The following is a 23,280-nucleotide window of genomic DNA, read 5'->3' as shown; positions in this document are numbered from 1 at the left end:
TGGCTACCGCTGGCGCAGACGCGCGTGTGCCGACCCCGCGCGCCTGCGCGCGGCGGCCGGCCCAGCGCCTGTCTGTCCGGAGTCCGCCGGACAGACGGGGCCCATCGTGTCCAGGAGGGCGGCGACGCCAGCACCGAGGGGGACCTTGTGGTTGATGCGGCGTGCTCGGTGCACGCTCCGTCGGGCGCGGCACAGCTCGCCCGGCCGTGCCTGGCAGTCGGGGCACGGCACGCTGCACGGCCCGTGCCGGTAGAGCCGCAGGGTCTCGTAGAGGGCGTCGAGGCACGGGTCGGTGATGGTGCTGGCGGTGGGCCGCATCGCTCGCTCTCCTGTCGTCGGCCGGGCCGGCACCTGCTGTCTCAGACGCCGCTCTCCTCGGCAGTGGCGTCGCTGTCTGTCGGCTCGCTGCCCGAGTGGCCCTTGACTTGCTCGGTGACGTCCGCGGTGTCGGCGGCGGGGGGCGCGGTGATGCTCTTGGCGCCCCCGAACCCCTTGAAGTCGATTTCGACCCGCGCGGCGCCGATCGTCTCTTCCATCCGTACAGGCAGGTTGGTGCGGGGGTCGACCCACAGCGCCAGGGTGATCTCCCGCACCTTGCCGGTGTACTCCTCCATCTGGCTGCCCTTGCCCCGCCCGGTCAGCGCGTCCCCGGCAGTTCCCCACTGGCCGGGGCTGACGTGGACCACGTAGTGGCGGGTGGCCTTGCCGTGGACCGTCGCCGGTCCCAGGTCCTGCGCGTCGCGGGCGTACTTGAGTGCCTTCAGGCCGGCGGTCGGGTCGCCACTGCCGTGGCTGATGGCCGCCTCACCCTGCTCGCCAAGGACGGCGCTCGCATCGACGCGCATCCAGTGCTTGCCCGTGAACGGGCGGCTGTCCTGCGGATCGATCTGGTAGTAGTACGCGCCGCCCACGAACAGCATCCTGGTGGTGGGCGCGGCCCGCAGGTCGCTGACGCCCGCGCTGCTGGTGTTGATCTGCGTGTCGAACGCGGGTTGGGAGCCCCAGGTGTACGTACCGGTCGCCGTCATCGGCGCCGGCTGGCCCGCCCCCGTGATCTTCGCCGTGATGACCGCGGACTTGGCCCGCTCCGTCGTGTCGGTGGTACGCGCAAGCGCCGCCATCACCACGCCACGCGCGGTGTCGGCCACGTCGGCGGCCGCCTTCGCGGAGTCCTTGGCCTGGTGCGCCGTGCACCCCGTCAGCCCTGCCAGAACGATCGCGGCCGTCATCCCGACCGCCACGTACCGCTTGCTCATGAAACCCACCCCTGAAAACCGCATCCGTCTGACACTGATCACTTCACGTCAGGAAGTGGACTCTAAGTCCACCCACCGACAACAGGCCCGTGGATTTCCCTCAGCACTCCCCGCACCCGGAGACGTGCCAGCACCTCGAAGTGTTGCGGCAGCGGCACGGAACATGGCCGCCCACGCGGCCACGCCGCTCTTCCTTCGCCCGAGCGAACCTGGCGGGGCCCGCCATGAAGAACCAGTGAAGCACCTGTGTATGGTGCGTCTTTCCAAGGGCGCGGTTCAGACCAATGCGCCCTCTCCTGACCAGCCGGGGGGCTCGTTCATGAAGATCATCCAGCGTACGCTCGCTGCCACCGCCGTCGCTGTGGCGATGACCGCCACCGCCGGGACCGCGTTCGCGGCCGGCAACCCGTCCGACACCGCGCAGCAGCGCGCCGTGGAGGCCGCCGGCCACCACGGCCAGGCGCCCAAGGGCGCACTTACGGCTCCGCGGGCGGCGGCCGCGGGCCAGGTCGAGACGCCGGTGTTCTACCTGTCGGCCGTCAACAAGAAGTCCGGGGAACTGAACCTGTACTTCCCCAACGGCAAGGGCGGCTTCGCGGACCGCTTCAACACGGGGGCTGACTTCCGCGGTTTCCGCGCGACCGCGCCCCTCGACCGGGACAAGGACGGCGCACCGGATGCGTCGTGGTTCCTCGACACGAGCGGGCTGCTGTCCTACTCCTGGGCAATCAACGAAGACGATTCTGATGTGAAGCAGATCGGCCGCGGCTGGCAGATCTACAGCAAGTTCCTCTCCCCCGGCAACCTCGGCGGCGCCGCTCCGGCCGACATCCTCGGCGTCGACCGCTCCGGGGTGATGTGGGTCTACCTCAACTACGGTGACGGCACCCTGACCTCGCGGTACAAGGTCGGCGGGGGCTGGGGCCAGTACACCGAGATCGCGGGCCAGGGCGACCTGACCGGCGACGGCAAGACCGACATCGTCGCCCGCGACCGCGCGGGCACGCTGTGGCTGTACAAGGGCACCGGCAACTACAAGGCCCCCTTCGAGGCACGCACCAAGATCGGCGGCGGCTGGAACGCCTACGACCGCATCCTGTCCATCGGTGACCTCGACCAGGACGGCCGCAGCGACCTCGTCGCCCGCACCCCGGGCGGCGACCTGTACCGCTACTCCGGCAACGGCAACGCTGGGGACCCCTTCAACAAGCGCGTCAAGATCGGCTACGGCTTCAGCGCCTACAACATCCTCTGACAGCTATCCCATGATTGGGGGCGGCACAATCACGTGTGCCGCCCCCGGTCATCCGCCGCATCCCTGCAGGGGGCAATGACCGCCGAAGGCCGTTGCCCCCTGCGGGGATGCTGTGCTCAGGTTGCACCCAGCAGATCAAAACCAAGGGGCGGGACATGCGTGGCAGAGCGGGGTTCAGACGCAGAGCGGTGATCGCCGGCGGGGCGGTGTTGGTTATGGGTGTGCTGACCTCCGGGTGCGCGCTGCGGGCCGAGGCCGGACCCGATTACGGGCCGAGCGAACTCGACTTGTCGTTCACCTACACCGGGATTACCAGTGAGAAGGAGACGATCAACCAGACGCTGGCGATCCACAACACCTATCGGCGGTCGGTGGTCACCCACTTGTCGTTCACCGCGCTGGACCGAGACCAGCAGCCGATGCCGCAGGTCAAGGTGAGCACCGTCTTCGGCAGTGACCATGGGACTCTGGTGGTCCCCTTCGGCGAAGGCAGCTACGACATTCTGCGGTTCTCCGGGCCCGGGGAGCATGATGTGGCCGACGTCCAGGTGAAGGTGGACAAGGTCGTGGCGACAGACCCCCAGGTGGTGGCAGGCCGTGAACAGGTCACCACGCAGGCCCTGGACGACGCGGGCCGCGAGGTCTCCCGGTTCAACCGGTTCTCCAAGGTCCGCCTGACCAACCCCAACGCGTGGCCGGTCTACGTCCGGACCTCATACCTTGTCTACGACCAGCCGCCCAAGGACCAGAGCCAGCAGGTCGTCGCCGCCACTCCCATCGGGGGCCTCACCCGCGTCCCCTCCCACGGCACAGCCAGCATCGAGGTGACAGGCGAAGCCGCCTTCGCCGTAGCACGCAACTCCCAGGGACCGGCGGTCAGCATCAAGGCCTACTACTCCCAGTAGACGGGATGCGACGCCCCCTTCACGTCTGCTGATCTACAGGTCGGCGCCAGCCCTGTTCGGGCCGTCATTCACCCACTTCTGCGCCGCGGCGAGGTCGTCGGCGGTGCCGACGACCTCGTATCCGAAGCCGGTCCACGCGAGCAGGGCCCTGGGGGCGTCGAGCTTCACGTGGCTGCCGCCCCCGTGCAGGGGGCGGTGCTTGCGCCAGATGTCCAGGGGTGGGCGCCGTCGGCGGTGGTACGCCGCGAGCGGATCGTCCGGGTCGATGCGAGGGACGCCACGTGATGGCTGGTCCGAAGGTCCGGGGCGGGAGTGCTTGCCCATCGCTCGCGGGTCTTCAGGCAGGGATTGCGATGGCGGCCGCGAGTTCGCGCACGCCCGTCACGCGGGGGTGGCGCTGGCGCAGCTCGGTGACGATGCTGCGGATTGCGGGCCGGTCGCGTACTTCGGCGGGCGAGTACCGCAGTGCCGCCAGAAGCTGGTCTGCCGTCTGCTCGGGCTGCCTGAGCAGCCAGTGGGCGCGGGCGAGGTCGGTGTGCATGCGGCTCTTGCGCTCAACGGTGGGGAACTGGCCGGCTTTCAGGTTCTTTCCTGCTTCCAGGGCTCTTCCGCCGTCGCCCAGAGCCCAGTGGACCCCGACGGCGTACAGGTCGGCGGCGGCCGGGGTGATGGGGAAGAGCCGGCCTGTGGGAGCCTGCTCGGGCAGGCCGCGTGCCGCCCGCGAGGCTTCCGCGATCATCGTGAGGGCCTGGCCACGATCGCCGCGGCGGGCGGCACTGTAGGCGGTGGTGCACAGCATCTGTGCGTACGCGGAGGCCTGCGCGCCGGTGCGCAGGCCCGTCGATTCCACTTGGGTGAGGGCGCTTTGGATGTGGCGCTCGGCGGCCTGGGGCTGGTTCAGGTGGCGCAGCACGATGCTCAGTTCCCGGGCGGCGGCCGCGGCGACCAGGGGGGAGGCGGACCATTCGGCGTAGGTGCGGCTCGGTCCGCGCTGAGGCGGGCCCGCTCGTGGTGCCCGATTTTGGTGAGGACCTGGGCGGTGAGGGTGTAGGTCGTCGACAGGCGGGCGAGGGCCATCTCCTGGCGGCTGCGCGCGGCCGCGTGCGCGTCGGCGAGCAGGCCCGGGAGAGCCTTGAGCAGCACGGCGTGGCGGCCGGCGTCGAAGTCGCCGCGCGCCGCGGTGAGCCGGATGTCCAGCGGGGTGGTGGAGCCCGTCGCGTCCGGGGTGCTGGCGAGGGCCGCGTCCGGGGAGGTGAGGAGCGTGGCGGGGGCGGTGAAGCCGGCGGCGGCAAGCAGTGAGCGGCGGCGCATCGGGTCGTGGTCCTCCTCGGCGCGGAAGCCTGACCCGGCCACTGTAGTGGCTGTCTGGGTGCTCAGGCCCAGGGACGCCGCCAGCACCCCCATGGGGATGCCGACTTCGCGCGCCGCTGCCCGCACGAGCGCCAGGTCAGCGCGCGCGCTACGCTGCTCCAGACGTGAGACGGTTGACGCCGAGCAGCCCAGGCGCACCCCTAGCTCCTGCTGCCTCCACCCCCTGGCCGTCCTGCCCACCCGGATGAGGCCGCCGGGATTGCGCTGGTCGACGAGCGTCCGCACCGCGGCACTGCTCCATAACGCGTCGGTGCTCATCAAGGCCTCCCACGGGCCTGCGGGCCGGAGGTGCCCGTCCACGGTAGACGCAGTCAGCGGCGTTGAACACGACGCGTGCAGATGTTGCAAGTTGCTCGCCCATGGGCCCAGTTGCTGGTCACACTGGGAATGGCGCGCTTGAGGTGCGCGCGATCGAAGACAGCAGGGAGGCGTCATGGGAGGCAGCCGCGGAGAGAGCGATGGAGAGGTCGGAGGGGACTACTCCAGCCCCGGAGACCCGGGGAACCGGATGCCTGACCCGGAGCCGGACCCGGAACCGGACGATGACTGACACCGAGGCCTTCTCGGTCCTGGCCGCCGAGCTGAGAACCCAGTGCGCCGCAGAGATCGACGCTCGGCGCGAGGGGCACTTCAACGGGCGGGGGTGGCTGCGTGATGCCTTCCTGGCGGTGCCCCGGGAGCATTTCGTGCCCGACCAGATCTGGTGGCCGAACCCTCGCGACGACGGGCTGTGTCACGTAATTGACCGCCATCACCGACCTCGGGCCTGGCTCAAGGGGGTCTACCGGCCCGGCACGTCGCTGATCACGCAGGTGGCCGACGGCGCCGTACGCCCGCAGGACGGGCCGACCGCTGGTCCCTTCACCAGTGCGGTGTCCTGCTCCGCCGTCGTCGTGGACATGCTGCATTACCTCGACCCCGGTCCCGGTGACGTGGTGCTGGAGATCGGCACCGGATCCGGATACAGCACCGCTCTCCTGGCCCAGCAGGTCCCGGCGGAGAACGTCGTGACGGTGGAGATCGACGAAGAACTGGCCAGCCGCGCGCGCCAGTCGCTCGCGGGGCTGGGCCTGCGGCCGACGGTGGTGGCCGGCGACGGCGAGCTGGGCTATCCAGCTCGCGCTCCGTATACGCGGATCATCTCGACGGCAGCGGTCCGTGAGGTTCCCTCGGCATGGCTCGACCAGGCCGCGCCCGGCGCCATCGTGGTCACCCCACTGTTCGGGCCGTTCGGCCACGATGCACTGTTGCGGCTAGTCGCGGACGGGCTGGGCGGCGGCGAGGGCCGGCTCGTGACCGGTGTCGCATTCATGAAGGTACGGAGCCAGCGCGCCGAGCGACCATTCGACGAACTGGGCTGGCCAACGATGAACGGCCCCTGGCCGGCGTACAAGGACGTCGACTATCGCGTCACGGTTCGGAAAGGGCGGCAGGAAGTTCAGGTACTCCCGACGTCTCGCTGAGCAGAATCAGCAGGCCCCGCACTGTCGTACGCACCAGGCCTTCACCCAGCCCCTGCACCCGAACGGGGCTGGTCGCGATGTCGGGGTGGTCAGTGTCAGTGGTGTGCGCGATGGTGGTAACGCGAACAACGAGGCGGTCCGCCCCACCTCCCATGGGGCGGACCGCGGCGTTTTCAGGGGTGCAGTGAAGCGTGGAGGCGGGAAGCTCAGTCCTTCAGCAGCGCGTCGCGCACCGGGATCCAGTCCAGGGCCGAGCGGATGCCGTCCTCCAGGGACAGCTTCGGCGTCCACCCCAGCAACTCGGACGCCCGGTCGCTCTTGGTGTAGCCGCCAGCAACATCCCCGGGACGCGGATCAATATCGATGGTGTTCAGAGGCCTGCTGACGACGTTGTTGAACGCCGCGCAAAGCTCCCGCACTGTGGTGCCGGAGCCGGTGCCCAAGTTGATCGCGATCGAGCGCTTCGCCCCCACGAGGATGGCATCGAAGCGCTCGATCGCCGCGATGTGGGCGGCGGCGAGGTCCCAGACGTGCACGTAGTCCCGGATCCCCGTACCGTCGCGCGTCGGGTAGTTCGTTCCCGTGATCGGGAACGGGCGGCCTTCCTGGTGTGCCCGGATGAGCATGCCCAGGGCGTGGCTGGGCCGCTTCAGCTGGAGACCCGTACGCAGCTCGGGGTCGGCCCCGACCGGGTTGAAGTACCGCAGCGACAGCACGCGCGGCCCCGCCGCGGCGATGTCCGCGAACATCTCCTCGCACACGGCCTTGGTCCGCGCATACGGGCTCTGCGGCGCCAGCGGCGAGTCCTCGTTGACGGGAGAGCCGTCTTCAGCCTGGTAGATGGAGGCCGAGCTGCTGAAGATGATGCGGTCGCATCCGTTGCGGTGCAGGTGGCTGACGAAGGCCAGACTCTTGCTGACGTTGGCCTCGTAGTAGCCGATCGGGTCCGCGACGGACTCGGGCACCACGATCAGCGCCGCGCAGTGCACCACAGCGGAGATAGCGGGGTGCTCCGAGAAGATCCGGTCGACCAGTGCACCGTCCGCGATGTCGCCCTCGTAGAACGTGCGGCCCTCGGTGAACTCACGGCGGCCCCGCACAAGGTTGTCCAGGATCACGGGGGTGATGCCCGCGTCCAGGCACGCCGAGGCGACGGTGCTGCCGATGTAACCGGCCCCACCGGCAATAAGGACTTTCACCACGATGATTTCTCTCCCGGCCTCGTTCCAGCCCCAGTAAGCGACCGGCAGCAGGCTAGCCGAGAAACCAAGCAGGCAAGGCCCACCCCCGGCTCGGGCCACCGCGGGCCGCACGGCCGGCAGGGGCAATCACCGGTTCGGGTACCGCCTATCGCGAGAGTGAATCGAACTGAGGATCACGGCGCTACGGCCCGGCATCACCGGCCCGACAGCCCGCATAGAACATACGGTCGCTCCTTCGTCCGTCCGTCACCGTTACGCATGACCCTTCACCCCGGTTTTCCGAGCACCTGTCCGTACTGATGCCACCGGAGGAGCTTCCATGTCGTTCCAGCCCCACATCATCGGCGTACAACTTGTGTTCGAGCAGTCCGGGCAGGTACTTCTCCAGCGGCGCTCCCCCACGTCCTCGTTCGCCCCCGACGCGTGGCATGTCCTGGCCGTTCATTAGGCAAGTTTCTTGTCGGGTGCCAAACTGTCGGCTCGTGCAGAAGCTACGTGGAGTGTTGTTGGGAACTTCCGCAGCTCCGGTCCGTACTGGGTGCCATGCCCGTCATGTGGAACAGCGAAGAATGGGCGGACAGCAATCGAAGTTGAGCGCATGGCATCCGAGGGAGACGATCACTGCCAACGCGACGGTCAGGCGGTGGCCGTGGATCGCCAAGCGGCGGTGACGCACCCTTCCTCCCAGTGCCACCATCCCTCACCCTCGCCGTGCTCCAAGAGCTTCCGAATCCGTGGCAGATCCGCATCGGGCGGGACATCGAGAGCCACCATCCTGAATTGCTCGATCCCCTCCCCGGTGGTGCCGAGGCGATGAAAAGCCTTCAGCACGGTCTGACGGGCGGCAGCTGAACCACCGTCCTTCAGCACGATCAACCTGATCGTACAGTGCTCCGAGGCCCGGACCGTCTCCCCGGCCCAGCGAACACCTTCCTCGTCGGATTCCACGCGGATGATGTCCCCGCTGGCGACCCCGCGTACGAACCAGGGCGTGTTGTCCGACCGCACCGAGCCGTCGCCGAGATCAACTGCCCACAAACTCTCGACGCTTGCCGGCGGCCAGCCCTCCTCATCCACATCCATGCGGAAATGAACCTTCACGTGGTCTCCGCTGATGCTCGTCACCGCACCATCATCCACACTGTCGCAGCAGAGCTGGCCAACCCCACCAGCGCCTTTCGTTCCCGCCGCAGAATGCGAAGACCGGACGTTCGACCGTCTCCACGGCCGCTCACTCGAACCTGCTGAGAGGCTGAAGACCCTCCACGAATGCCCGGAAGTCGGCCGCGAGCGGCAGGTCTGCGCCGGAGTCGGTGTCGAACCAGGTCACCGACGGCTCCCCCAACGCGCCGCAGGACCGGTAGTCGAGACCGATCCAGTAGTGACCGTCACCAGACAGCAGCACGACTGGAGACGGCAGTCCCCACTCCTCCACCAGGTACGGCGTGTCCAACAGCGACAAGCCGTGCCCGCCAGTGCCGATCCCCATCAACTCGGTGAACGGGATGTGGTCCTCGCTCCACGAAGTTGGCTGAATGGTCGGAAAGGCCTCTCGGTCGGCCGTCACGCCGCCGCCGTTTTGCACACGCAAAAGGTCGAGCAGCGATTCGGGGAGTCGCAGCCCGAGGACTTGCTCCGCATCGGCGACGGTCGCCTGGGTCAAGGCGGGCTGAACACCGTAGGTGTGTCCGCTCCAGAAGGACGCCTTGATTTCATCAAACTTCATCGGCTCCTCCACTCGGATCGTCGCAGCGAACCAAATGATCAAGCTCTTCAGCGGAGTCGGCGGCGAGGCGGTAGATGCCCTGGAGGCTCACCGAGCGGATCAGCCGCCCGTCCTCGACGTACTTGAGCAGGCGCTCGCCACGACGAGATGTGAGCCTCAGCCGCTCCAGAAAGTCCCCGGGGACGACCGTGTCGAACGTGAGCGGGGCACCTGGCGGTCCGACAAGCACTTCAGTGACACATCCAGCCTTGAGCGGGCGCCAGTCCAGCAACTTCACGTAGTCATCATCGGGAAGCACCGAGCCGACGTTCTCGTAGGGAACGATGTGAGCTACCTCCAACATCCCCAGCACATGGAGGCGGGTGCGGTGGGCTCGCACGGGGTAGATGCGGTCGCCAGGCTGCACCCCCGCGCGCTGGAAGCTCGGCAGCGACTGGTGCGGCCCGCCGAACAGCATCGTCAGCCGCTGACCGGCATAGCCGGACCGCTCAAGCTCTCGGCACAAGTCGTTGGTCCACAACGTCGTATATGAGTTCGACACGCCAGCACGGTAGCCGTGCCCTCTGACAGGCACCGGTCCGGGAGCCGTTGTCAGTACGTGGTGGCATGCTCGCGGCCATGAACAAGGAGCAGTTCTGGATGTTGATCGAGAAAGCCCGTGAACGCGTACCTGACACCAGGGAAGGTTCCGATATCGCCGACTGTGCCTCCGCTTTGCTTGCTCGCTGCTCAGTCCAAGAGATCACCGCGGCACAGCAGACCCTGTGGGATCTCATGGCCGACTCCTACCAGAACCGGCTGTGGGCCGCCGCCTATGTCGTCAACGGCGGCTGCTCGGACGATGGCTTCGACTACTTCCGAGGCTGGCTGATCGCACAAGGACGTACGACATTCGAGCGCGTCCTTGCAGCCCCCGACACACTTGCCGAACTCTCCCACGTCCGCACTGCCGCGGCTGAGGGCACAGACCTCGACTGCGAAGACATGCTGAGCATCGTCTGGAACGCACACGAGAAGGCCACTGGTCAGGAACTTCCCGCCGACGCCTTCACCATCCGGTACCCGTGTCTGGACCCTGCCTGGGACTTCGATTTTGACGATCGTGAAGAGATGGCTCGCAGGCTCCCCACCTTGACCGCGCTGTATTCGTACTGACAGCAGTCGGCAACATCCCGTGATTCCGACAGACACCAGCCTGAGCTGACCCGCCGTAACCGCTACTCAAGTCCTATCCGGAAGGCCCCCATGAGCTGGGACGTGATCCTCCTACGCCTGCCCGACGACGTCACCTCGGTGCAGGAGATCCCCGCCGACTACACCCCGGCCCCGCTCGGCAGGCGAGGCGACGTACTCGCGGCTGTCACCCAGGCAGTTCCCGATGTTGATCTCTCGGACCCCGGGTGGGGTGAAATTTCCAACCCCACGTGGTCCATCGAGCTCAACATCGGCTCAGAAGACCCGGTGGACTCCGTCATGCTCCACATCCGGGGCTCCGGCGAGGACGTGCTGACGCCCGTCCTCCGTCTCGCCGAGGCTCTGCGGTGCAAGGCGCTCGACTGCGCCGAAGGGGACCTGATCACTCCGGGGCAGACGTCGGGCTGGCACGCTTTCCAGCAGTTCCGCGATCGAGTGGTGGGACCCTCCCAGTGATACTTCCTGGTCACAGCGCCAGCATCCGCCCCATGCATCGTGAAACCCGATTGGGCCTTGAAAGCATGCTTCCGCCCGGTCGGATGGTCACGTCCGATGAGGGCGACGGAGATGTACAACCCCTCCGGCTCAGTGACGGGCCGGCCACGGCCGATCTGTGGATGCGGATGCACGCCGAACACGTGCGCTCCGGCCTGTGGCCGCTGCTGCTCGATTCGTTGGATCCGAGTGACAGCGAATTCCGCCCATGGGGATCCGGGGAGGTCTTTCCCGAGCAGATGTCCTCTCCGGCAAGCCACGCCCCTGCCGGCCTCCTCGCACAGTGGTGGAAGACCTACACAGCCGTCGACGAAGACGACATGCTCGACGCCGACAGGCGCCTCGCCGTCACGGCTCCCTTCGGACAGACCTGGCCCGGCCTCGCGTCCCGGCGGGAGACGACAACGAACCCCGATCAACTGGCCGCCGAGTTCGCGCAGGCGTTCCTCGCCAACCGCCCCCAGACGCGCCTGGGGCTTGTCGCCGCAGCATCCGGTGCCGAGGCGCTGACGGCCGCGGGCTGGTCCGGCCCTTGCAACTACGACAATGACACCGCGAAGTTCTCCGCAGTCGTCCGAGGTTGGGAGCACCGGTTCGGTGCTCGTGTCGTAGCGGTCGGCTTCTCCACGCTGCACCTCAGCGTCGCCTCGCCTCCAGCGGACGAGCACGAGGCTCTCCTGGTCGCAGCCGAGCACTTCGCCTTCTGCCCGGACAACATTTGGCAGGGCAGCAGGCCGTACACACTGGCCGCATACGCCGAGCGGATCACCGGTGCCCACCACTGGGACTTCTGGTGGGACTGATCCGCTACCCGGAAGACGTTCGACTGGGAAGTGGCCTTGAGAGTGCGGTGCTGGGTTGTCAGGCGACGGACAGTCTGTGCCACCGGTGACTGCAGCCGCCGGAGCAGAAGCGCTCGCGGCGCCGTCCGTCGGCGATCGCGAGCACCGCGATCAGCAGCCGGAACGCCTTGTGGCGTTCGTCGAGAGGCGCGAGACCGGCGATCTTTCCCAATTGCTCGTCTATCCGGCCTCGTGAGATCAGCACTGCGGGTGTATGCGTCGGGCGCAGCCCGGCACGGCGGATGCTCTCTGGTGCGTCCTCGGTGACTGCCCGCGCCTGGACGCAGTGATGGCGCAGGAACAGCAGCACCTCGGACTGCTCTTCCTGGCCGAGGCCGTCGAACCATTCGATGCCCTCTGACATCGGGCGCAGCCCCTACGCGAGCTCGTTGAGCAGGACATCGCGTTCTTTCACGACTGCCTCTTGTGGGATAGACGCCGCACCGCAGCGGTGATCAGGATTCCGAGCAGCACCGCCAGATCAGCCGCGCCTTCTGCGTCGTCGGCCCAGCGGGTGGTCTGCAGTGGGTGAACCTGGTCGAGGAGCACGCCTTCGCGTGCCAGGACGAAGGCCAACGCCAGCATGGCCGCGCGGGCGTTGCCGTCCTCGAACGGATGGAAGAAGAGGATGTCGAGGTAGGTCCGGGCAGCGCGTGCCGGGAGGGGCAGATCAGGTTGAGAGCGATCGGACAGACAGCGCTCGAACAGCGCCTGCGTATCGGGTGCAAGACCGTAGCGCTCCCGTCCGCCCTTCGCGAAGGCCGGCATCGTGCGGAAACCGACGAGGTCGTGGCCCAGCACAGCCCGCTGCCACTTCGCCATGAGGGCGAAGGTCAGCGGCCTGCCCTGCTCAGCGTCGGCGAAGGCCACTTCAAGGGCGGTCAGGACCCGCGCGGTTCCCTCGCTGTCACGTCCGCCTCGCGTTGCCATGAAGAAATTCCGGAAGCAGTCGCGGGCCGGCGCTTCCGAGACGAGGCGTGCGCCGCGCCAGGGCGGCCAGGAGATCTCCGGCCGGATGAGCAGCCAGTCGGCAAGGCTGTCGTTCGGTTGGCCGGGCCCGGAAGTCATCTGATGCCACCCACGCCTATGGCGAACCGCGAACTCACTGCGTCGACCACCGAAACGTCAGGTGCGATCCAACTGCCGAACCGGCCGCCGACCGCGTTCTGGACGATCTCCTCGGTCTGGCCCTCATCGATGCCGTTGTAGGCGAGGAACCATCGGAGGACTTGCATGCAGTGCCGGTACCAGCCGCTCTCGGCCTGGGTGCGGTCGGCCACCACGGTGACCAGGCGGGTGCATGCCCGCTCCCAGTACCAGTGGTCCGTCGACGTCACCGGGGGGTTCCCCGGCGGAGCCAGGTCCGCGAACCGTTCCGCCAGGTCCTCCAGCCAGCCACGCCATTCCCCAAGGGCCTCAACAACCTGCGGGGCAGTCGCATCCGGGGTCGTCACGGAGTCGGATGAACAGCACCACGCCTCGACGACGCCTCCGTCGACGTCACCCTCCCCGACCGACCAGTTCCATCCGCAGGCCCATCGGCCGTATCGGCCCGCCAGGAACTCGGTGACGGGATACAGCGAACGCCAGCGATCCTCTCGTGCGACCTCAGCGCTGGGCAGCAAGGGCACGACAAGGCCCGCCAATTCCTCCGCCCCATCGGCGTCCATCTCGAAGGGATGCCGAGCCGGATCGACATCTGCCCACGTCAGGGCACGTGCCCACAGTTCACTCACCGTCCCACTCTGCCTTGCGTAGCCGCCCTGACTCCACTCCATATCGAGAGGCCGCCTCACCGGCGGGAAACGATCTTCGGCTAGCTGGGAAGCGATCTTCAACCGCCTCTGTCCCACCTGGTCAGCGGTACTCGTGAACAGCCCTCTATGCAAGTAGAAACAGGGGGTCAACCGACGGTGACGTGCGCAATTCTTACCCGCCGATGGGCTGCTCCTGACCGGACCTTTAGCCCTCCCTTGGTCGACGACACCCCAGCGCGCCTCCTATCAGGGCCGCCACGTGCTCTCGGCCGGGTCTGCGCGCGCCGTTGCCGGAACCGTCAGTCGAGAGCGTCGCCGAGCGCCGTCAGCAGAGCGTGTTCGCACGTGCCCGGTCCGTCCACGGTGTCCACGAAGTCGGCGATGAGCGCGACCGCCACAGTCAGCGCGCGGGGTTCGCTCTCCGGCACGGGCCCGGTCCCCCTCGCGCCAGGCCACCGGGTCGCCGTCGTCGAAGGACACCCGCACGGCCTGGGCCACCATCGGCAGGTCAGCCGACTCCACCAGACCGTCCCAGCGGCGCAGCTTGCCGATGAGCGTGTTGGTGAACTTCTCGGCGAAGGCGGCGCCGATCCGGTGCAGTGCGCCGTCCATGAGGAACAGCGTCCCGCGCAGCAGCTCCGGCGCACCGTAGAGGGCTGTGGCCTGGGCGATGCGCCGGCTCAGCGCAGACCACTGACGCTGATCGCGGCCCGCGCGCACGAGGCAGACCTGGTCCCACGCCGCTTGCACCGCGCCGATCTCCACCCGCGCCCCACCGGTTGCCATAGCCAGCCAGCGTAGCCGCGGCTGTCGCACGGCAGGCCCCAGCGACGAAAAGCAGACGCGAAAGAGCCGGATACTCGATGTCCGAGGCGGACCCGTGTCCGGCGGGGGCTTCGCTGTCACTGCCCGATCAGTCACCTGGCAGCGGCATCGCCTGGTGACGGTACGGAGGTGCTGGAGAACGGCTGCTCAGCGACCCCTGCTGTGCTGCTACGTGTCTGTGAGTTCGCGGAGGGTGTCGGTGTAGTACCGGCGGCGTTCGGTCATGAGTGCGGTGACGTCGTCGTCCGTCGCCTGGGAACATCTTTGAAGATGCTCCAGCAGATGGTCTCGCTGTTCGTGGCCGGAAGCCGCGACGTAGGCGATCGTGCGGGCCGTTTCTCCTCCGGCCAGCAATAGTTGGTGGGGCAGGCCGCACCAGGTGTCGAAGCTCGTGCAGATGGCTCGCCACAGGCACCAGATGTCCTCGGGCCGGCGGTGCTCGGCGAGCAGGAGCGCGGCGGTCTCGATGGTGTGGCTGAAGCCCCAGCAGTGGCGGTGGAACCGTGTCTCCTGCTCCAGCAGGAAGCGGGCGAAGGCGTGATCGGTCGGGCCCGGGGTGAGGATGAGGTCATCCAGGACGTCCCTGCGGTCCTTCCAGTACCGGTCGAGTGGCAGGCCGTCAGCGTCGTGAGCTGCTTCGAACTCAAGGAGGGCCCAGCGCTCCGGATCCTCCAGCCACCAGGCAGGCGCAATGGCGTCGCCCTTGGACGTAGGGACAACCGTTTCGTCAGGAATGGCAAGCTCCCTTGTCGCGGGGTGGGGGTCGCGGCGCGTGTCCGCGCAGGGCGGCACGGCGCGGGACGGGACCGGCATGGGTGATCTGCACAGTAAAGGGCGCCGCCGACCGCGACGACAACGGGATTCATCCCGGAGCCGAGACGCCCATTCCCCACCCGGCAACTTTCCCCGCTTCCCGGGACATGGCGGTTTGGCCGGGACATGCCGTATGGCGTACGGTCCTGCGATACCCCGCCGTCTGGTTTGCGGGGATCTTCATGCCCTTGGGGGGTTTCCGATCATGCTGCCTCATGGTGGCCTCATGCCGCCGCCGAACACCGTCCTGCGCTCGCCGATCGCTCTGGCCAGGGCCACCACCATCCTGCTCGGTGTGGCGGCCGCGACCAATCTCCTCGCCGTATACGCGGGAGTCGTGCGGCACCAGGTGACCGGTGACCTGCTCGCCCGCAGCAGCCAGGAGATCAGCCGCTCCGACAACCTGTGCGACACCATCGGCATGCTCCAGCTGCTGGTCATGGCCGCCACCGCCATCGTGTTCATCGTCTGGTTCCACCGGGTCCGGGGCAACGCCGACGTCTTCGCGCAGGACGTGTGCACGCGCGGCCAGGGGTGGGCCATCAGCGGGTGGTTCATCCCCCTCGGCAGCCTGTGGATCCCATTCACCATCGCCCGGGAGATCTGGACGGCCAGCACCCAGCGCGCACCGGACGGCTCGTGGCGCGAGGTGTCCGCCGCACCCGTCAAGACCTGGTGGACCGTGTGGGTCTGCGCCCTGGTGACGCTCCGGCTCGGCACCCAGTGGCAGAACCACGCAAAGCCGCCCCAGGCATTCCAGCACGCGACGGACGTCGTTATCCTCGCGGACGGGCTCCTGCTCACCGCTGCGGTCCTCGCCATCGTCTTCGTGCGGAAGCTGACGGCGATGCAGCACACAAAGGCGACCTACGGTCCCCTCGCCGCCGTCTGACCCACGCCCCGCACATCCCACGGCGTTGGCCCGGCACACCGCCGGGCCAACACCTTGCGCTGCCTATGGATTCAGGGACAGAACCACCTCCTCCGGCGTCCGCCCCTGAAGATGCGCCCCAGATGACCCATGCCATGCCCACGTGAGGTTTTGATGCGCCGCTCCCTCTTCCCCCTCCTTGCTGCAACGGCGGTGCTGTGCGCCGCCTGCACCCGCGCCGGCGATGGCGAGAAGCCCAGTGCGGGGGCGGCCACTGCCGTACGCGACGCGGTCACCGCGACCAGTCACACCAGCGCCCGCTTCACATCCGCACTGACAACCCCCGTCGTCGACCCCGCCAAACCGCCGCAGGTGAACGTCTCGGGCAGTATCGATCTGCCCACCGGCAACGGCCTCATGACCGTCACACATAGCGCAACCACCGTCGGCGCGGAGGAAATCCTCTTCAAAGAGCGCGTCTACATGCGGCCCACCCTGCCCACAGATGTGGCGGTGGAGCTGGACAAGCGGTGGGGGGTGGACCTCCGCCGCGCCGCCGAAACCCACACGCCGTTCCGGCCTCCGCTCAACGACCCGGCGTACACCCTGCAGCAGGTCGCGCAGATGAAGGACGTACGGGCAGACGGCACAGAGACCGTTCACGGTCTGCCCACCAAGCGCTACCAGGGCACCCTTGACCACCGCACGCTCACCCTGCGCATGGCCGCACAGAGCCGGGAGAACGCCGACCTCCTACGCGACGCGTACGGCAGCGACCTGCCCATCACAGCCCAGGCCTGGGTGGATCTCCGCGGGCGCCTTGTCCAAGCCCGCTTCACCCTGAAGGACCGCACGGTCACGCACGCCGTAATGACGCTGTCCTTCACCGACCTGGGGACCCCCCTACGGGTTGCCCCGCCGTCCGCTGACGAGGACACCGCACCCCTGCACGATCAACTGCCCACTGGCTTGACCGGCTGACATTCACCGCACGCGCCCTCGCCGAAACGCCCGGCGTCAAGGCCTTTGCCCGCTGAGGGGAAACTGTGCTCCCGTTGCTGTGGTGGCAGGCCGTGAGCCGGTCACCACGCAGACGCTGGACGACGCGGGCAGTGAGGTATCCCGGTTCGAACAGTTCTCCAAAGTCCGCCTCACCAACCCCAACGCGTGGCCGACCTATGTCCGGGTCTACCTGGTCGACGAACAGCCGCCTGAGGACCAAAGCCAGCAGGTCGTCTCCGCCGACTCCAGCGGGAGTTTCACCCGCGTCCCCTGCCATGGCACCACCACCATCGAGGTCAAAGGCGAAGCAGCCACCGCCGTGGCGCACAACTCCCAGAGCCCAGCGGTCAGCAGCAAGGCCTACTACTGCCAGTAGACCCCCCCCCGACCGGACCTTGAGCCAACACTCCGAAGACGACGGGAGCGCCGGTGGCCACTGGGTCCATTCCGGTCAGGTGCGAACGAATCCGGTGGGGTTGGCCAGATAGCGGTCGAGGTCCGGATCCTCGTGAAGCGCGTGGAACTCGTTGTAAATCGTCCATTCCGCTTGGAGTTCGGCGCGCAGCCGGCCGAGCGCGTCGTGTACGGCCTCGTTGAAGTCGGCGCATTCCGCTTCGCGCCACGGTCCCGGGTGCGGAGGGTAGTTCCAGTTCAACGACGTGTCGTAGCGCGCGATGAGCGCCGCCAGGTCGCGTCGGAGGTCCTCACCTATAGGCAGTCGATCCAGGTCGACCGCATAGCCCCACGCCCCCCGGTCTTCCGGGACCGTCCACAGGACACAGCCTGAACCGGCGTCGAAGAAGAATCTCGCGGTGGGCATGACGCGGGCCTCTCCATGTACATTCCGGCTGTGGGGCAGCCATCACACTACTCAACGGAGCTGGGAGACGGCACGGCCCGGATCGCGAACGCCGCCTTGCCGCTCTCCGGACGGCATCAGATGCTGGTGACAGGAGCGCCTGGCGGGCGCAACCGGTCTTCCCCTGCCGGGTGTCTGTCCTCATATGTGGAAACGCACTGAAGAGCACCGCGACCGGGACTTCGCGGCCGCATCGTTCGCGGCATTGCTGGACCTGCTGCTCATCTGCCTCTGCCTCATGGGCGGAGACGGCGTTTGGACAGCCAGCTGGATGGGCTACCCCGGCCCCGTGGACTCGACTGCTGCGTCGTACCAAGCAGACGTGGTGGAGTTCACTCTCTGGGCGGGAGCGGCGACCACGCTGCTGGCTCTGCTCTTGCGGTGCTGGGTGACCACTGTGCTCCAGTTCGTTCTCCTTGGGGGCGGCGCACTGTTTCTCGCCTCACTGCCGACGTATTGGAATCCGTGAGCCTCGCGTTCAACGTCCGGCGTCGAACAAGCGGGCCTCGAAGTGGCAGGCTGTTGCCGTAGGAATCGCGAGGGACGACCAGCCAAGGCCGCTGTCGACGTACTGGCTCTCCTGGATCGCCGTACCGGCTGCCGATCAAGTGGGAGTCCTTGCGTCCGTGGGCCTCACCGTACGGCCTGTCGGCCCGGTCGTTCCATCCCAAAATCGAGGGTGCGCGCCTCTACGCAAACTTCCTGGAACGCACCATGACAGGAATGGGCCTGTAACCGCGCAAAGTGCGCACCGCGGCCGGGGGCACTCCCACGGGGTGCTCCCGGCTCCGTATGAGTACGCCGTTCAGCGATCCGCCACCGGCGTACGGGCATACAGCAGTTACACCGTGCCCACCCCAGTACGCAGCAGCGCGTACGCCGACAACCTGGACTACCTGCACTCCCCCGCCCTGCTGGGGCTCACCGACTCACGCCGCTGGCGTCCACCGACCGTCACCGGCCGCCACCGCTGGAAACAGGTCGACATCCTCCTGGATGCCTCCGTACTCACCAGGCGCTTCGGCGTCGACCACCCTCTGGCGCACCAGCTGGCGTTCATGTGCAGGGCCGTCGAGGAACAGCTCGCGGACATCCGCATTCTTCACCCCGGCACCGGCACCCGCACTGCCTGCGGAGAGGACACTGACCTGCTGGGCCTGACCCTGCCGGCGGCCGAGCACGACTGCACCGTGTGGGTCGAGACAGACCACACCCGCGCCATCTACCTCAACGGACCTGAAGGCCTCCACCGTCAGCACACCCTCGACGAGCTGAGCAGTCGGGCCGCATCAGTACCGGCCAGTACCGCGCTGCTCATGGAGGCCGCCGCTGCGTGCCCGGTGCGGGAGAGGGCGACCCAGTGACGAGGCGGGCGGAAACCATGACGGCTCAGTCTGCCGCCGCCCCACCGCTGGGGCCGGACATGCTCGCAGCGGCCAACCGGGCCGCAGACATGCTGTGTGCACGCATCACGGACGGCACCTACACGCCCGAAGGCCCCACGCCCCCGCTCGTGTATCTCGCCGGCCAACTCGGTGTGCCCACCGCGATCATGGCCCAGGCCGTACGCAAGCTGAAACGCACAGGCATCATCGCCTCCTGCAGACAGGGACGGGTCATCCTTGCCCCTGACGCACGCGCCAGGATCGAGACCGGTACATTACCGGCGCCACGCAGGCAGGCGGCCGAGCCGCGGACGGACCAGCGGGTCACGGAACTCGCGGCCCGCCTGCACGACGACGTCCTCACAGGCGCCTGGCCCCAGGGAGAAATCCGCACGCGCCCTGAACTGTGCACCCTGTACGACGCGCCGGAGCGGCTGGTGGCCGATGCCGTGCGGCGGCTCAAAGAGCTGCAGGTGCTGGATGTGCGCCAGCGAGTCGGCGCCCAGCCCCAAACGACGGGCGGCCGACAGGGTCAGGTGAGCCCGCCTGGCCCCATCCGGACCGTCCTCCTGGGGGCCTGCCTGGCGCACGTACGCCGTCTGCGTGGCATCGACCGAGACCGAGCCCCAGCAGGACACGAAGCCGACTCGCGCCCCGGCGACCGCGCGACCGCGCGACCGCCGCCCGTGTGCTCAACAATCGGCTCTTCCCGCACCCCCGCCCCCCCGTTGAACGATCCCCTGCGCCCAGACAGGCCTTCACCGTGAATCCACCCCGACGTGATCCTGCGCACGCTTCTGCTCTACGGCATCGTTCCCCTCTACTTCTCGCTGGTCTTGGCTTCGCTGCGCACCCCCCGCTCCGAAGCAAAACCCTCCGCCCCCGCGCCGTTCTGGCTGCTCTACCTGCGCTCGTGCGCTGCCCTTCCGATCGGCTGCCTGATCCTGATCGGTCTCTGTCTCGTTTTCCCCGGCCGACTGCCGTAGCGGGCCGGGCAGTAAGGCGCCGTGCGGGGGACCTCCGATGACCGCGCCTGCCGGGCAGGCACAGGCCATCGCACCCCCCGCATCCCGGCATCCGCAGACCGGGCGTGCTCTGAAGGAACTGCGCGCGCGCATCGCCGATGGCACCTACCCCGAACTGGCGACCTGCGCTGGCGGTCCTGGCCGCGGAACTCGACGTGCCGCTGGAGGCCATACGCGCCGCCGCAGACCAGCTCAAGCAGGCGGGGATCATCACCGCGTTCCGTCGGGGCAAGGCGCTGATCGCCGTGGACGCCAAGGCGCGGGCCGTTCACCGTGCTGATCCCTTCCATGAGTCGCCGGGGGCCGCCACCGGCGCGCACCGCATCACCGTGCTCGCGGCGCGCATGCGCACAGACATCAAAACCGGCGCCTGGCCACAGGGGACAGCGCGCATCCGCCGGGAGCTGTGTGAGCACTACCAAGCTCCGCAGAACATCGTGGCCGCCGCGGTGAGGGCGCTGAAGGAGGAGCATCTGCTGCACGTTCGCCGGGCAGTCGGAGCCTGGCCTGTAGCCGCAGCCGGTCAGCAGCAGGTTCGCTGGTCCCCTGGCGCCGGCGTGACGCTGGTCGACGGAGTGGAACAGGCCCTCAAGGCCCGCATCGAGGACGCCGCCCTTCCCCCCGATGCCGCTCTCGACAGTGCCGCCCTGGCACGGGAGTTCCGCGTGTCGCGTGCCACCGTCATGCACGCGCTGCGCCGGCTTCGCGAGCAGCACCTCATTGAGGGCCGGGGAAAGGAGACCCGCGTCGTACGCCGCGCTGGAGGCGCGCCGTGCTGAGCGAGACCGAACGGGGCTGCTACGCGGTGTCCTGGAGAGGGCCGGGGGCCCGTGGGATAGCGGACGATGCCTTTCGCCGGCCGGACCCGGCCCGCGTCTATCAGTGGCTCAGCGGCGGCCGGGGCGGATACCGGCTCGACGCGGCCTTCGCCCAGCGGCTGACCGACGTCGACGCGACAATCGCCTCGTCGGCCGTCATCAACCGCCACCACAGCCGGCTGATCGCGCGCTTGCTGGCCGAGCAGGGCATCGAGCAGGTCCTCGACCTGGGCTGCGGATACGCCGGCGACTGGTCACGCCGCCTGCAGCGCCACGATCCGCCGTTGCTGCGCGAGGTCCTGCCCCGGGCCAGGATCGTGCACGTGGACAGCGACCCGATCGTCGCCGGATGCGCCCAGGGCAGCATGGCTGGAGTTCACGGCAATCCCTCGGTGCTCCAGGCCGACATCCGGCTCATGCCCGACGTCCTCGCCCACCCGCAGATCGCCAGGGCATTCGATCCTGGCCGGCCGGTCGCCGCCCTGCTGCACGACGTGCTGCCGTGGATCGGTGACGACCGGCAGGTCACGGACGCCGTTGCCGTGCTGCGGTCGTGGCTGCCGCGCGGCAGCATCCTGTCCCTCACCCACGCCACCCATGACCTGTCCCGCCCAGCGCAGACGCAGGCCCAGCTCACGTCCCTGTGGGACGAAGAAGCAGCCTGCACCTTCCGGCCCCGCAGCCGCGCCGCAGTCGGCGCACTGTTCGGTGGCTGGCCGCTGATGCTCCCCGGGCTCGTCCCCACCGCGCGCTGGCATCCCGAGCACCCCCACACCGCCAGCCTCAAAGCACACTCCGCCGCCTACGCAGGACTCGCCCTCAGACCATAGGCCGCCCCTCTCAAGAATCCGGATCCGCCGTGTACCTGATGAAACCGCTCGCGCACGTCGATACTTCTTTGGTCTCAGCGCTGCTGGCCGCTCGGATGGCATGGGCCGAACAGAAAAAGGGCCCTCAGCTCGCCCGGACGCTCGCAGTGATGAACCTCCTCGAAGGCGACACCGAGAACACCGAGTCCACCGGCATGCTGGAAGATCACGAACTCGTCGGGATCCTCACCTGGATCCGGGAGACCCCTGCGGTCGGATGCAGGAGGGACTGAAGCGACTGCGCGACGCCGGCCGGATTATCAACATCTCCAGCGGCGCGGCCCACCTGGCCATGCCCGATGCCATCGCTTACGGCGCCACCAAGAGCGCCCTGGACAATTTCACCCTCAACCTTGCCAAGGAGCTGGGCGCCCGGGGCATCACAGCGAACTCGGTCGCGCCGGGGGTCATCGACACGGACGTCAACGCGGGCTGGCTACGCGGCAACCCGCAAGCCGAAGCCCACGCCGCCTCCCTGGCCGCACTGGGGCGCGTCGGCCGCCCGGAAGACGTCGCCGACATCGTGGCCTTCCTCGCTTCGGACGACGCACGCTGGGTCACCGGCAAGGTGATCGACGCCACCGGCGGCTCGGGCCTGTGAGCCTCCGCCCCCGGGCGGGAACACACATCGGCAACGCCCCGCCCGAGGGAACTCACCACTGGAGAACAAGTGCAGAGGTGCGGTGGCGGTGCGGGTAATGACCACGGGTTCGGGCCACGTCCCCGGTTTGGCGAAACGGAACTCCAGCCCGCGCTTGAGCGGCCGGCCATTCATCCCCGGCAGGCGCGGCGGCTTCGGTAACCGCATAGTCAGACCGAGGGCGACGGCGGTGAGAGTGAACGCGGCCGCAGCAGGGGTGAGTCGAGGGATCATGCGCTTGTGGGGTGCTCCGTCACGTCGGGCCCATGGCAGGGATCGTCTGCCACTGACCGGACCTTCAGCTCCCCTTGGTGGACGACAAGGAAAGCCATCACCGACAAAGACGCCCGCGCTCACTCACGCGGAGGCCGTCACGCACATCAGACTCATGCTCTTCGGCAATGAGCCGAAGAGGTTCGGCCCATTGATCCGCAAGTACTACGTCGACGCGGCCGTGGGCTTCCCCACGGTCTCCCACGCCGAGAGTGGCCAGTAGCTTTGGGACGAGCGGCCCGTAGTCGTGAAACGCCTGGAGCGCAGCCTCGTCGTCGGCGCCACGCCCAGGTGGCACCCCTATGAAGGCTGGGCCGCCCCCGTGGGTGGGTGCAGCGGGATCAGGCGCTCGGAAGGCGGACATCAGCGACGACGTTTGCGGTCCATGTCCCGGGCTCGTGGTCTGGCTCCCAGCTCACGTGAACGTCAGCTTC

At 68.1% G+C, this 23,280-nt stretch carries 31 protein-coding genes and 1 pseudogene; 17 read left to right on the top strand and 15 right to left on the bottom strand.

Annotated elements, in window-relative coordinates; translation table 11 throughout:
* Window positions 1-3: 3 nt before the first annotated feature.
* Window positions 4-318 (bottom strand): zinc finger domain-containing protein, encoded by a 315-nt coding sequence (locus ACZ4MU_RS34715; protein ID WP_467883539.1) that lies wholly within the window; start codon window positions 316-318, stop codon window positions 4-6.
* Between the two features lie 41 nt (window positions 319-359).
* The gene (locus ACZ4MU_RS34710; protein ID WP_467883537.1) at window positions 360-1,256 is read right to left on the bottom strand and encodes an SCO4651 family lipoprotein; all 897 of its coding nucleotides are present in this window, start codon (window positions 1,254-1,256) and stop codon (window positions 360-362) included.
* 319 nt (window positions 1,257-1,575) lie between these two features.
* Between ACZ4MU_RS34710 and ACZ4MU_RS34705 the strand changes: the two genes are divergently transcribed.
* On the top strand, window positions 1,576-2,511 hold the full coding sequence (locus ACZ4MU_RS34705) for an FG-GAP repeat domain-containing protein (protein ID WP_467883535.1): 936 nt from the start codon (window positions 1,576-1,578) through the stop codon (window positions 2,509-2,511).
* Between the two features lie 215 nt (window positions 2,512-2,726).
* Window positions 2,727-3,416 carry a hypothetical protein gene (locus ACZ4MU_RS34700; RefSeq protein WP_467883533.1) on the top strand — a complete coding sequence of 230 codons (690 nt, stop codon included), beginning with the start codon at window positions 2,727-2,729 and terminating at the stop codon, window positions 3,414-3,416.
* A 33-nt stretch (window positions 3,417-3,449) separates the two neighbouring features.
* On the opposite strand, the gene ACZ4MU_RS34695 is transcribed toward ACZ4MU_RS34700, so the two are convergent.
* Genes ACZ4MU_RS34695 through ACZ4MU_RS34685 form a run of 3 tightly spaced genes read right to left on the bottom strand, consistent with a single transcriptional unit; the run spans window position 3,450 to window position 5,045 of the window.
* A complete protein-coding gene (locus tag ACZ4MU_RS34695) occupies window positions 3,450-3,740 on the bottom strand; it encodes a DUF6087 family protein (protein ID WP_467883531.1) in 291 nt (96 codons plus the stop codon).
* A gap of 13 nt (window positions 3,741-3,753) precedes the next feature.
* Window positions 3,754-4,329, bottom strand: a complete 576-nt coding sequence (locus ACZ4MU_RS34690; protein WP_467883529.1) for a hypothetical protein — start codon at window positions 4,327-4,329, stop codon at window positions 3,754-3,756.
* A 5-nt stretch (window positions 4,330-4,334) separates the two neighbouring features.
* A complete protein-coding gene (locus tag ACZ4MU_RS34685) occupies window positions 4,335-5,045 on the bottom strand; it encodes a helix-turn-helix domain-containing protein (RefSeq protein ID WP_467883527.1) in 711 nt (236 codons plus the stop codon).
* A gap of 284 nt (window positions 5,046-5,329) precedes the next feature.
* Here ACZ4MU_RS34685 and ACZ4MU_RS34680 point away from each other — a divergent pair, with 284 nt between their 5' ends.
* Complete coding sequence (locus tag ACZ4MU_RS34680; protein ID WP_467883525.1) at window positions 5,330-6,250, top strand: methyltransferase domain-containing protein; 921 nt, start codon at window positions 5,330-5,332, stop codon at window positions 6,248-6,250.
* A gap of 206 nt (window positions 6,251-6,456) precedes the next feature.
* Here ACZ4MU_RS34680 and galE read toward each other — a convergent pair whose 3' ends face one another.
* The gene (galE, locus tag ACZ4MU_RS34675) at window positions 6,457-7,449 is read right to left on the bottom strand and encodes a UDP-glucose 4-epimerase GalE (RefSeq protein WP_467883523.1); all 993 of its coding nucleotides are present in this window, start codon (window positions 7,447-7,449) and stop codon (window positions 6,457-6,459) included.
* A 322-nt stretch (window positions 7,450-7,771) separates the two neighbouring features.
* On the opposite strand from galE, the gene ACZ4MU_RS34670 reads away from it, so the two are divergent.
* Entirely contained in the window at window positions 7,772-7,900 is a 129-nt protein-coding gene (locus ACZ4MU_RS34670; RefSeq protein WP_467883521.1) for a hypothetical protein, read from the top strand.
* Between the two features lie 188 nt (window positions 7,901-8,088).
* Here the strand turns inward: ACZ4MU_RS34670 and ACZ4MU_RS34665 are convergent, their stop codons facing one another.
* From ACZ4MU_RS34665 to ACZ4MU_RS34655, 3 genes are all read right to left on the bottom strand, one after another.
* Window positions 8,089-8,577 carry a DUF4265 domain-containing protein gene (locus ACZ4MU_RS34665; RefSeq protein WP_467883519.1) on the bottom strand — a complete coding sequence of 163 codons (489 nt, stop codon included), beginning with the start codon at window positions 8,575-8,577 and terminating at the stop codon, window positions 8,089-8,091.
* 106 nt (window positions 8,578-8,683) lie between these two features.
* The gene (locus tag ACZ4MU_RS34660) at window positions 8,684-9,178 is read right to left on the bottom strand and encodes an SMI1/KNR4 family protein (RefSeq protein WP_375882318.1); all 495 of its coding nucleotides are present in this window, start codon (window positions 9,176-9,178) and stop codon (window positions 8,684-8,686) included.
* Entirely contained in the window at window positions 9,168-9,719 is a 552-nt protein-coding gene (locus tag ACZ4MU_RS34655; protein ID WP_467883518.1) for a hypothetical protein, read from the bottom strand. Before ACZ4MU_RS34655 ends, ACZ4MU_RS34660 begins: the two co-directional genes overlap by 11 nt.
* Before the next feature lie 77 nt (window positions 9,720-9,796).
* Between ACZ4MU_RS34655 and ACZ4MU_RS34650 the strand changes: the two genes are divergently transcribed.
* The 3 genes from ACZ4MU_RS34650 to ACZ4MU_RS34640 all read left to right on the top strand — a co-directional run bounded on the left by ACZ4MU_RS34650 (window position 9,797) and on the right by ACZ4MU_RS34640 (window position 11,670).
* On the top strand, window positions 9,797-10,333 hold the full coding sequence (locus tag ACZ4MU_RS34650; protein ID WP_467883517.1) for a DUF4240 domain-containing protein: 537 nt from the start codon (window positions 9,797-9,799) through the stop codon (window positions 10,331-10,333).
* 90 nt (window positions 10,334-10,423) lie between these two features.
* Window positions 10,424-10,828, top strand: coding sequence for a hypothetical protein (locus tag ACZ4MU_RS34645; RefSeq protein WP_467883516.1), 405 nt, complete (start codon window positions 10,424-10,426; stop codon window positions 10,826-10,828).
* A 32-nt stretch (window positions 10,829-10,860) separates the two neighbouring features.
* Window positions 10,861-11,670: a DUF4253 domain-containing protein gene (locus ACZ4MU_RS34640; protein ID WP_467883515.1), complete on the top strand. Its 810-nt coding sequence runs from the start codon at window positions 10,861-10,863 to the stop codon at window positions 11,668-11,670.
* Between the two features lie 58 nt (window positions 11,671-11,728).
* On the opposite strand, the gene ACZ4MU_RS34635 is transcribed toward ACZ4MU_RS34640, so the two are convergent.
* From ACZ4MU_RS34635 to ACZ4MU_RS34615, 5 genes are all read right to left on the bottom strand, one after another.
* Window positions 11,729-12,073 carry a DUF5958 family protein gene (locus tag ACZ4MU_RS34635; RefSeq protein ID WP_467883514.1) on the bottom strand — a complete coding sequence of 115 codons (345 nt, stop codon included), beginning with the start codon at window positions 12,071-12,073 and terminating at the stop codon, window positions 11,729-11,731.
* 47 nt (window positions 12,074-12,120) lie between these two features.
* The gene (locus ACZ4MU_RS34630) at window positions 12,121-12,777 is read right to left on the bottom strand and encodes a Fic family protein (RefSeq protein WP_467883513.1); all 657 of its coding nucleotides are present in this window, start codon (window positions 12,775-12,777) and stop codon (window positions 12,121-12,123) included.
* Window positions 12,774-13,445, bottom strand: a complete 672-nt coding sequence (locus ACZ4MU_RS34625) for a hypothetical protein (protein WP_467883512.1) — start codon at window positions 13,443-13,445, stop codon at window positions 12,774-12,776. The genes ACZ4MU_RS34630 and ACZ4MU_RS34625 overlap by 4 nt, the downstream gene beginning before the upstream one ends.
* 267 nt (window positions 13,446-13,712) lie before the next feature.
* On the bottom strand, window positions 13,713-14,252 hold the full coding sequence (locus ACZ4MU_RS34620) for a hypothetical protein (RefSeq protein WP_467883511.1): 540 nt from the start codon (window positions 14,250-14,252) through the stop codon (window positions 13,713-13,715).
* 207 nt (window positions 14,253-14,459) lie between these two features.
* The gene (locus ACZ4MU_RS34615) at window positions 14,460-15,104 is read right to left on the bottom strand and encodes a hypothetical protein (protein WP_467883510.1); all 645 of its coding nucleotides are present in this window, start codon (window positions 15,102-15,104) and stop codon (window positions 14,460-14,462) included.
* A gap of 226 nt (window positions 15,105-15,330) precedes the next feature.
* On the opposite strand from ACZ4MU_RS34615, the gene ACZ4MU_RS34610 reads away from it, so the two are divergent.
* From ACZ4MU_RS34610 to ACZ4MU_RS34600, 3 genes are all read left to right on the top strand, one after another.
* Window positions 15,331-15,996, top strand: a complete 666-nt coding sequence (locus ACZ4MU_RS34610) for a DUF4328 domain-containing protein (RefSeq protein WP_467883509.1) — start codon at window positions 15,331-15,333, stop codon at window positions 15,994-15,996.
* Window positions 15,997-16,149: 153 nt separating this feature from the next.
* The gene (locus tag ACZ4MU_RS34605) at window positions 16,150-16,956 is read left to right on the top strand and encodes an SCO4651 family lipoprotein (RefSeq protein WP_467883508.1); all 807 of its coding nucleotides are present in this window, start codon (window positions 16,150-16,152) and stop codon (window positions 16,954-16,956) included.
* A gap of 82 nt (window positions 16,957-17,038) precedes the next feature.
* The gene (locus tag ACZ4MU_RS34600; protein ID WP_467883507.1) at window positions 17,039-17,353 is read left to right on the top strand and encodes a hypothetical protein; all 315 of its coding nucleotides are present in this window, start codon (window positions 17,039-17,041) and stop codon (window positions 17,351-17,353) included.
* Window positions 17,354-17,428: 75 nt separating this feature from the next.
* Here the strand turns inward: ACZ4MU_RS34600 and ACZ4MU_RS34595 are convergent, their stop codons facing one another.
* Window positions 17,429-17,797, bottom strand: a complete 369-nt coding sequence (locus ACZ4MU_RS34595; RefSeq protein ID WP_467883506.1) for a hypothetical protein — start codon at window positions 17,795-17,797, stop codon at window positions 17,429-17,431.
* Between the two features lie 647 nt (window positions 17,798-18,444).
* Here ACZ4MU_RS34595 and ACZ4MU_RS34590 point away from each other — a divergent pair.
* The 7 genes and pseudogenes from ACZ4MU_RS34590 to ACZ4MU_RS34560 form a co-directional block, all read left to right on the top strand.
* Window positions 18,445-19,200, top strand: coding sequence for a Scr1 family TA system antitoxin-like transcriptional regulator (locus tag ACZ4MU_RS34590; protein ID WP_467883505.1), 756 nt, complete (start codon window positions 18,445-18,447; stop codon window positions 19,198-19,200).
* Between the two features lie 59 nt (window positions 19,201-19,259).
* Entirely contained in the window at window positions 19,260-19,988 is a 729-nt protein-coding gene (locus ACZ4MU_RS34585) for a hypothetical protein (protein ID WP_467883504.1), read from the top strand.
* A 12-nt stretch (window positions 19,989-20,000) separates the two neighbouring features.
* On the top strand, window positions 20,001-20,207 hold the full coding sequence (locus ACZ4MU_RS34580; protein WP_467883503.1) for a hypothetical protein: 207 nt from the start codon (window positions 20,001-20,003) through the stop codon (window positions 20,205-20,207).
* A 194-nt stretch (window positions 20,208-20,401) separates the two neighbouring features.
* Window positions 20,402-21,025 (top strand): GntR family transcriptional regulator, encoded by a 624-nt coding sequence (locus ACZ4MU_RS34575; RefSeq protein WP_467883502.1) that lies wholly within the window; start codon window positions 20,402-20,404, stop codon window positions 21,023-21,025.
* Window positions 21,019-21,894, top strand: a complete 876-nt coding sequence (locus ACZ4MU_RS34570; protein WP_467883501.1) for an SAM-dependent methyltransferase — start codon at window positions 21,019-21,021, stop codon at window positions 21,892-21,894. The genes ACZ4MU_RS34575 and ACZ4MU_RS34570 overlap by 7 nt, the downstream gene beginning before the upstream one ends.
* A gap of 29 nt (window positions 21,895-21,923) precedes the next feature.
* Window positions 21,924-22,166, top strand: coding sequence for a hypothetical protein (locus ACZ4MU_RS34565; RefSeq protein ID WP_467883500.1), 243 nt, complete (start codon window positions 21,924-21,926; stop codon window positions 22,164-22,166).
* Window positions 22,151-22,534, top strand: a pseudogene (locus ACZ4MU_RS34560) (SDR family oxidoreductase); the annotation flags it as partial. The gene ACZ4MU_RS34565 and the pseudogene ACZ4MU_RS34560, both read left to right, overlap by 16 nt.
* Window positions 22,535-23,280 lie beyond the last annotated feature (746 nt).

Source organism: Streptomyces sp. NPDC026377 (genome assembly GCF_055567715.1).
Note: the sequence above shows the minus strand (reverse complement) of the source record. Positions and strands in the feature narration are given on the sequence as shown.

Coding starts and splice junctions, on each gene's coding strand:
- ACZ4MU_RS34615 (WP_467883510.1), bottom strand. CDS start 15,104: ATGCCGGTCCCGTCCCGCGCCGTGCCGCCCTGCGCGGACACGCGCCGC.
- ACZ4MU_RS34620 (WP_467883511.1), bottom strand. CDS start 14,252: ATGGCAACCGGTGGGGCGCGGGTGGAGATCGGCGCGGTGCAAGCGGCG.
- ACZ4MU_RS34705 (WP_467883535.1), top strand. CDS start 1,576: ATGAAGATCATCCAGCGTACGCTCGCTGCCACCGCCGTCGCTGTGGCG.
- ACZ4MU_RS34670 (WP_467883521.1), top strand. CDS start 7,772: ATGTCGTTCCAGCCCCACATCATCGGCGTACAACTTGTGTTCGAGCAG.
- ACZ4MU_RS34680 (WP_467883525.1), top strand. CDS start 5,330: ATGACTGACACCGAGGCCTTCTCGGTCCTGGCCGCCGAGCTGAGAACC.
- ACZ4MU_RS34610 (WP_467883509.1), top strand. CDS start 15,331: ATGCCGCCGCCGAACACCGTCCTGCGCTCGCCGATCGCTCTGGCCAGG.
- ACZ4MU_RS34650 (WP_467883517.1), top strand. CDS start 9,797: ATGAACAAGGAGCAGTTCTGGATGTTGATCGAGAAAGCCCGTGAACGC.
- ACZ4MU_RS34635 (WP_467883514.1), bottom strand. CDS start 12,073: ATGTCAGAGGGCATCGAATGGTTCGACGGCCTCGGCCAGGAAGAGCAG.
- ACZ4MU_RS34700 (WP_467883533.1), top strand. CDS start 2,727: ATGGGTGTGCTGACCTCCGGGTGCGCGCTGCGGGCCGAGGCCGGACCC.
- ACZ4MU_RS34595 (WP_467883506.1), bottom strand. CDS start 17,797: ATGCCCACCGCGAGATTCTTCTTCGACGCCGGTTCAGGCTGTGTCCTG.
- ACZ4MU_RS34715 (WP_467883539.1), bottom strand. CDS start 318: ATGCGGCCCACCGCCAGCACCATCACCGACCCGTGCCTCGACGCCCTC.
- ACZ4MU_RS34630 (WP_467883513.1), bottom strand. CDS start 12,777: ATGACTTCCGGGCCCGGCCAACCGAACGACAGCCTTGCCGACTGGCTG.
- ACZ4MU_RS34710 (WP_467883537.1), bottom strand. CDS start 1,256: ATGAGCAAGCGGTACGTGGCGGTCGGGATGACGGCCGCGATCGTTCTG.
- ACZ4MU_RS34605 (WP_467883508.1), top strand. CDS start 16,150: ATGCGCCGCTCCCTCTTCCCCCTCCTTGCTGCAACGGCGGTGCTGTGC.
- ACZ4MU_RS34660 (WP_375882318.1), bottom strand. CDS start 9,178: ATGAAGTTTGATGAAATCAAGGCGTCCTTCTGGAGCGGACACACCTAC.
- ACZ4MU_RS34640 (WP_467883515.1), top strand. CDS start 10,861: ATGCATCGTGAAACCCGATTGGGCCTTGAAAGCATGCTTCCGCCCGGT.
- ACZ4MU_RS34585 (WP_467883504.1), top strand. CDS start 19,260: ATGCTCGCAGCGGCCAACCGGGCCGCAGACATGCTGTGTGCACGCATC.
- ACZ4MU_RS34685 (WP_467883527.1), bottom strand. CDS start 5,045: ATGAGCACCGACGCGTTATGGAGCAGTGCCGCGGTGCGGACGCTCGTC.
- ACZ4MU_RS34645 (WP_467883516.1), top strand. CDS start 10,424: ATGAGCTGGGACGTGATCCTCCTACGCCTGCCCGACGACGTCACCTCG.
- ACZ4MU_RS34695 (WP_467883531.1), bottom strand. CDS start 3,740: ATGGGCAAGCACTCCCGCCCCGGACCTTCGGACCAGCCATCACGTGGC.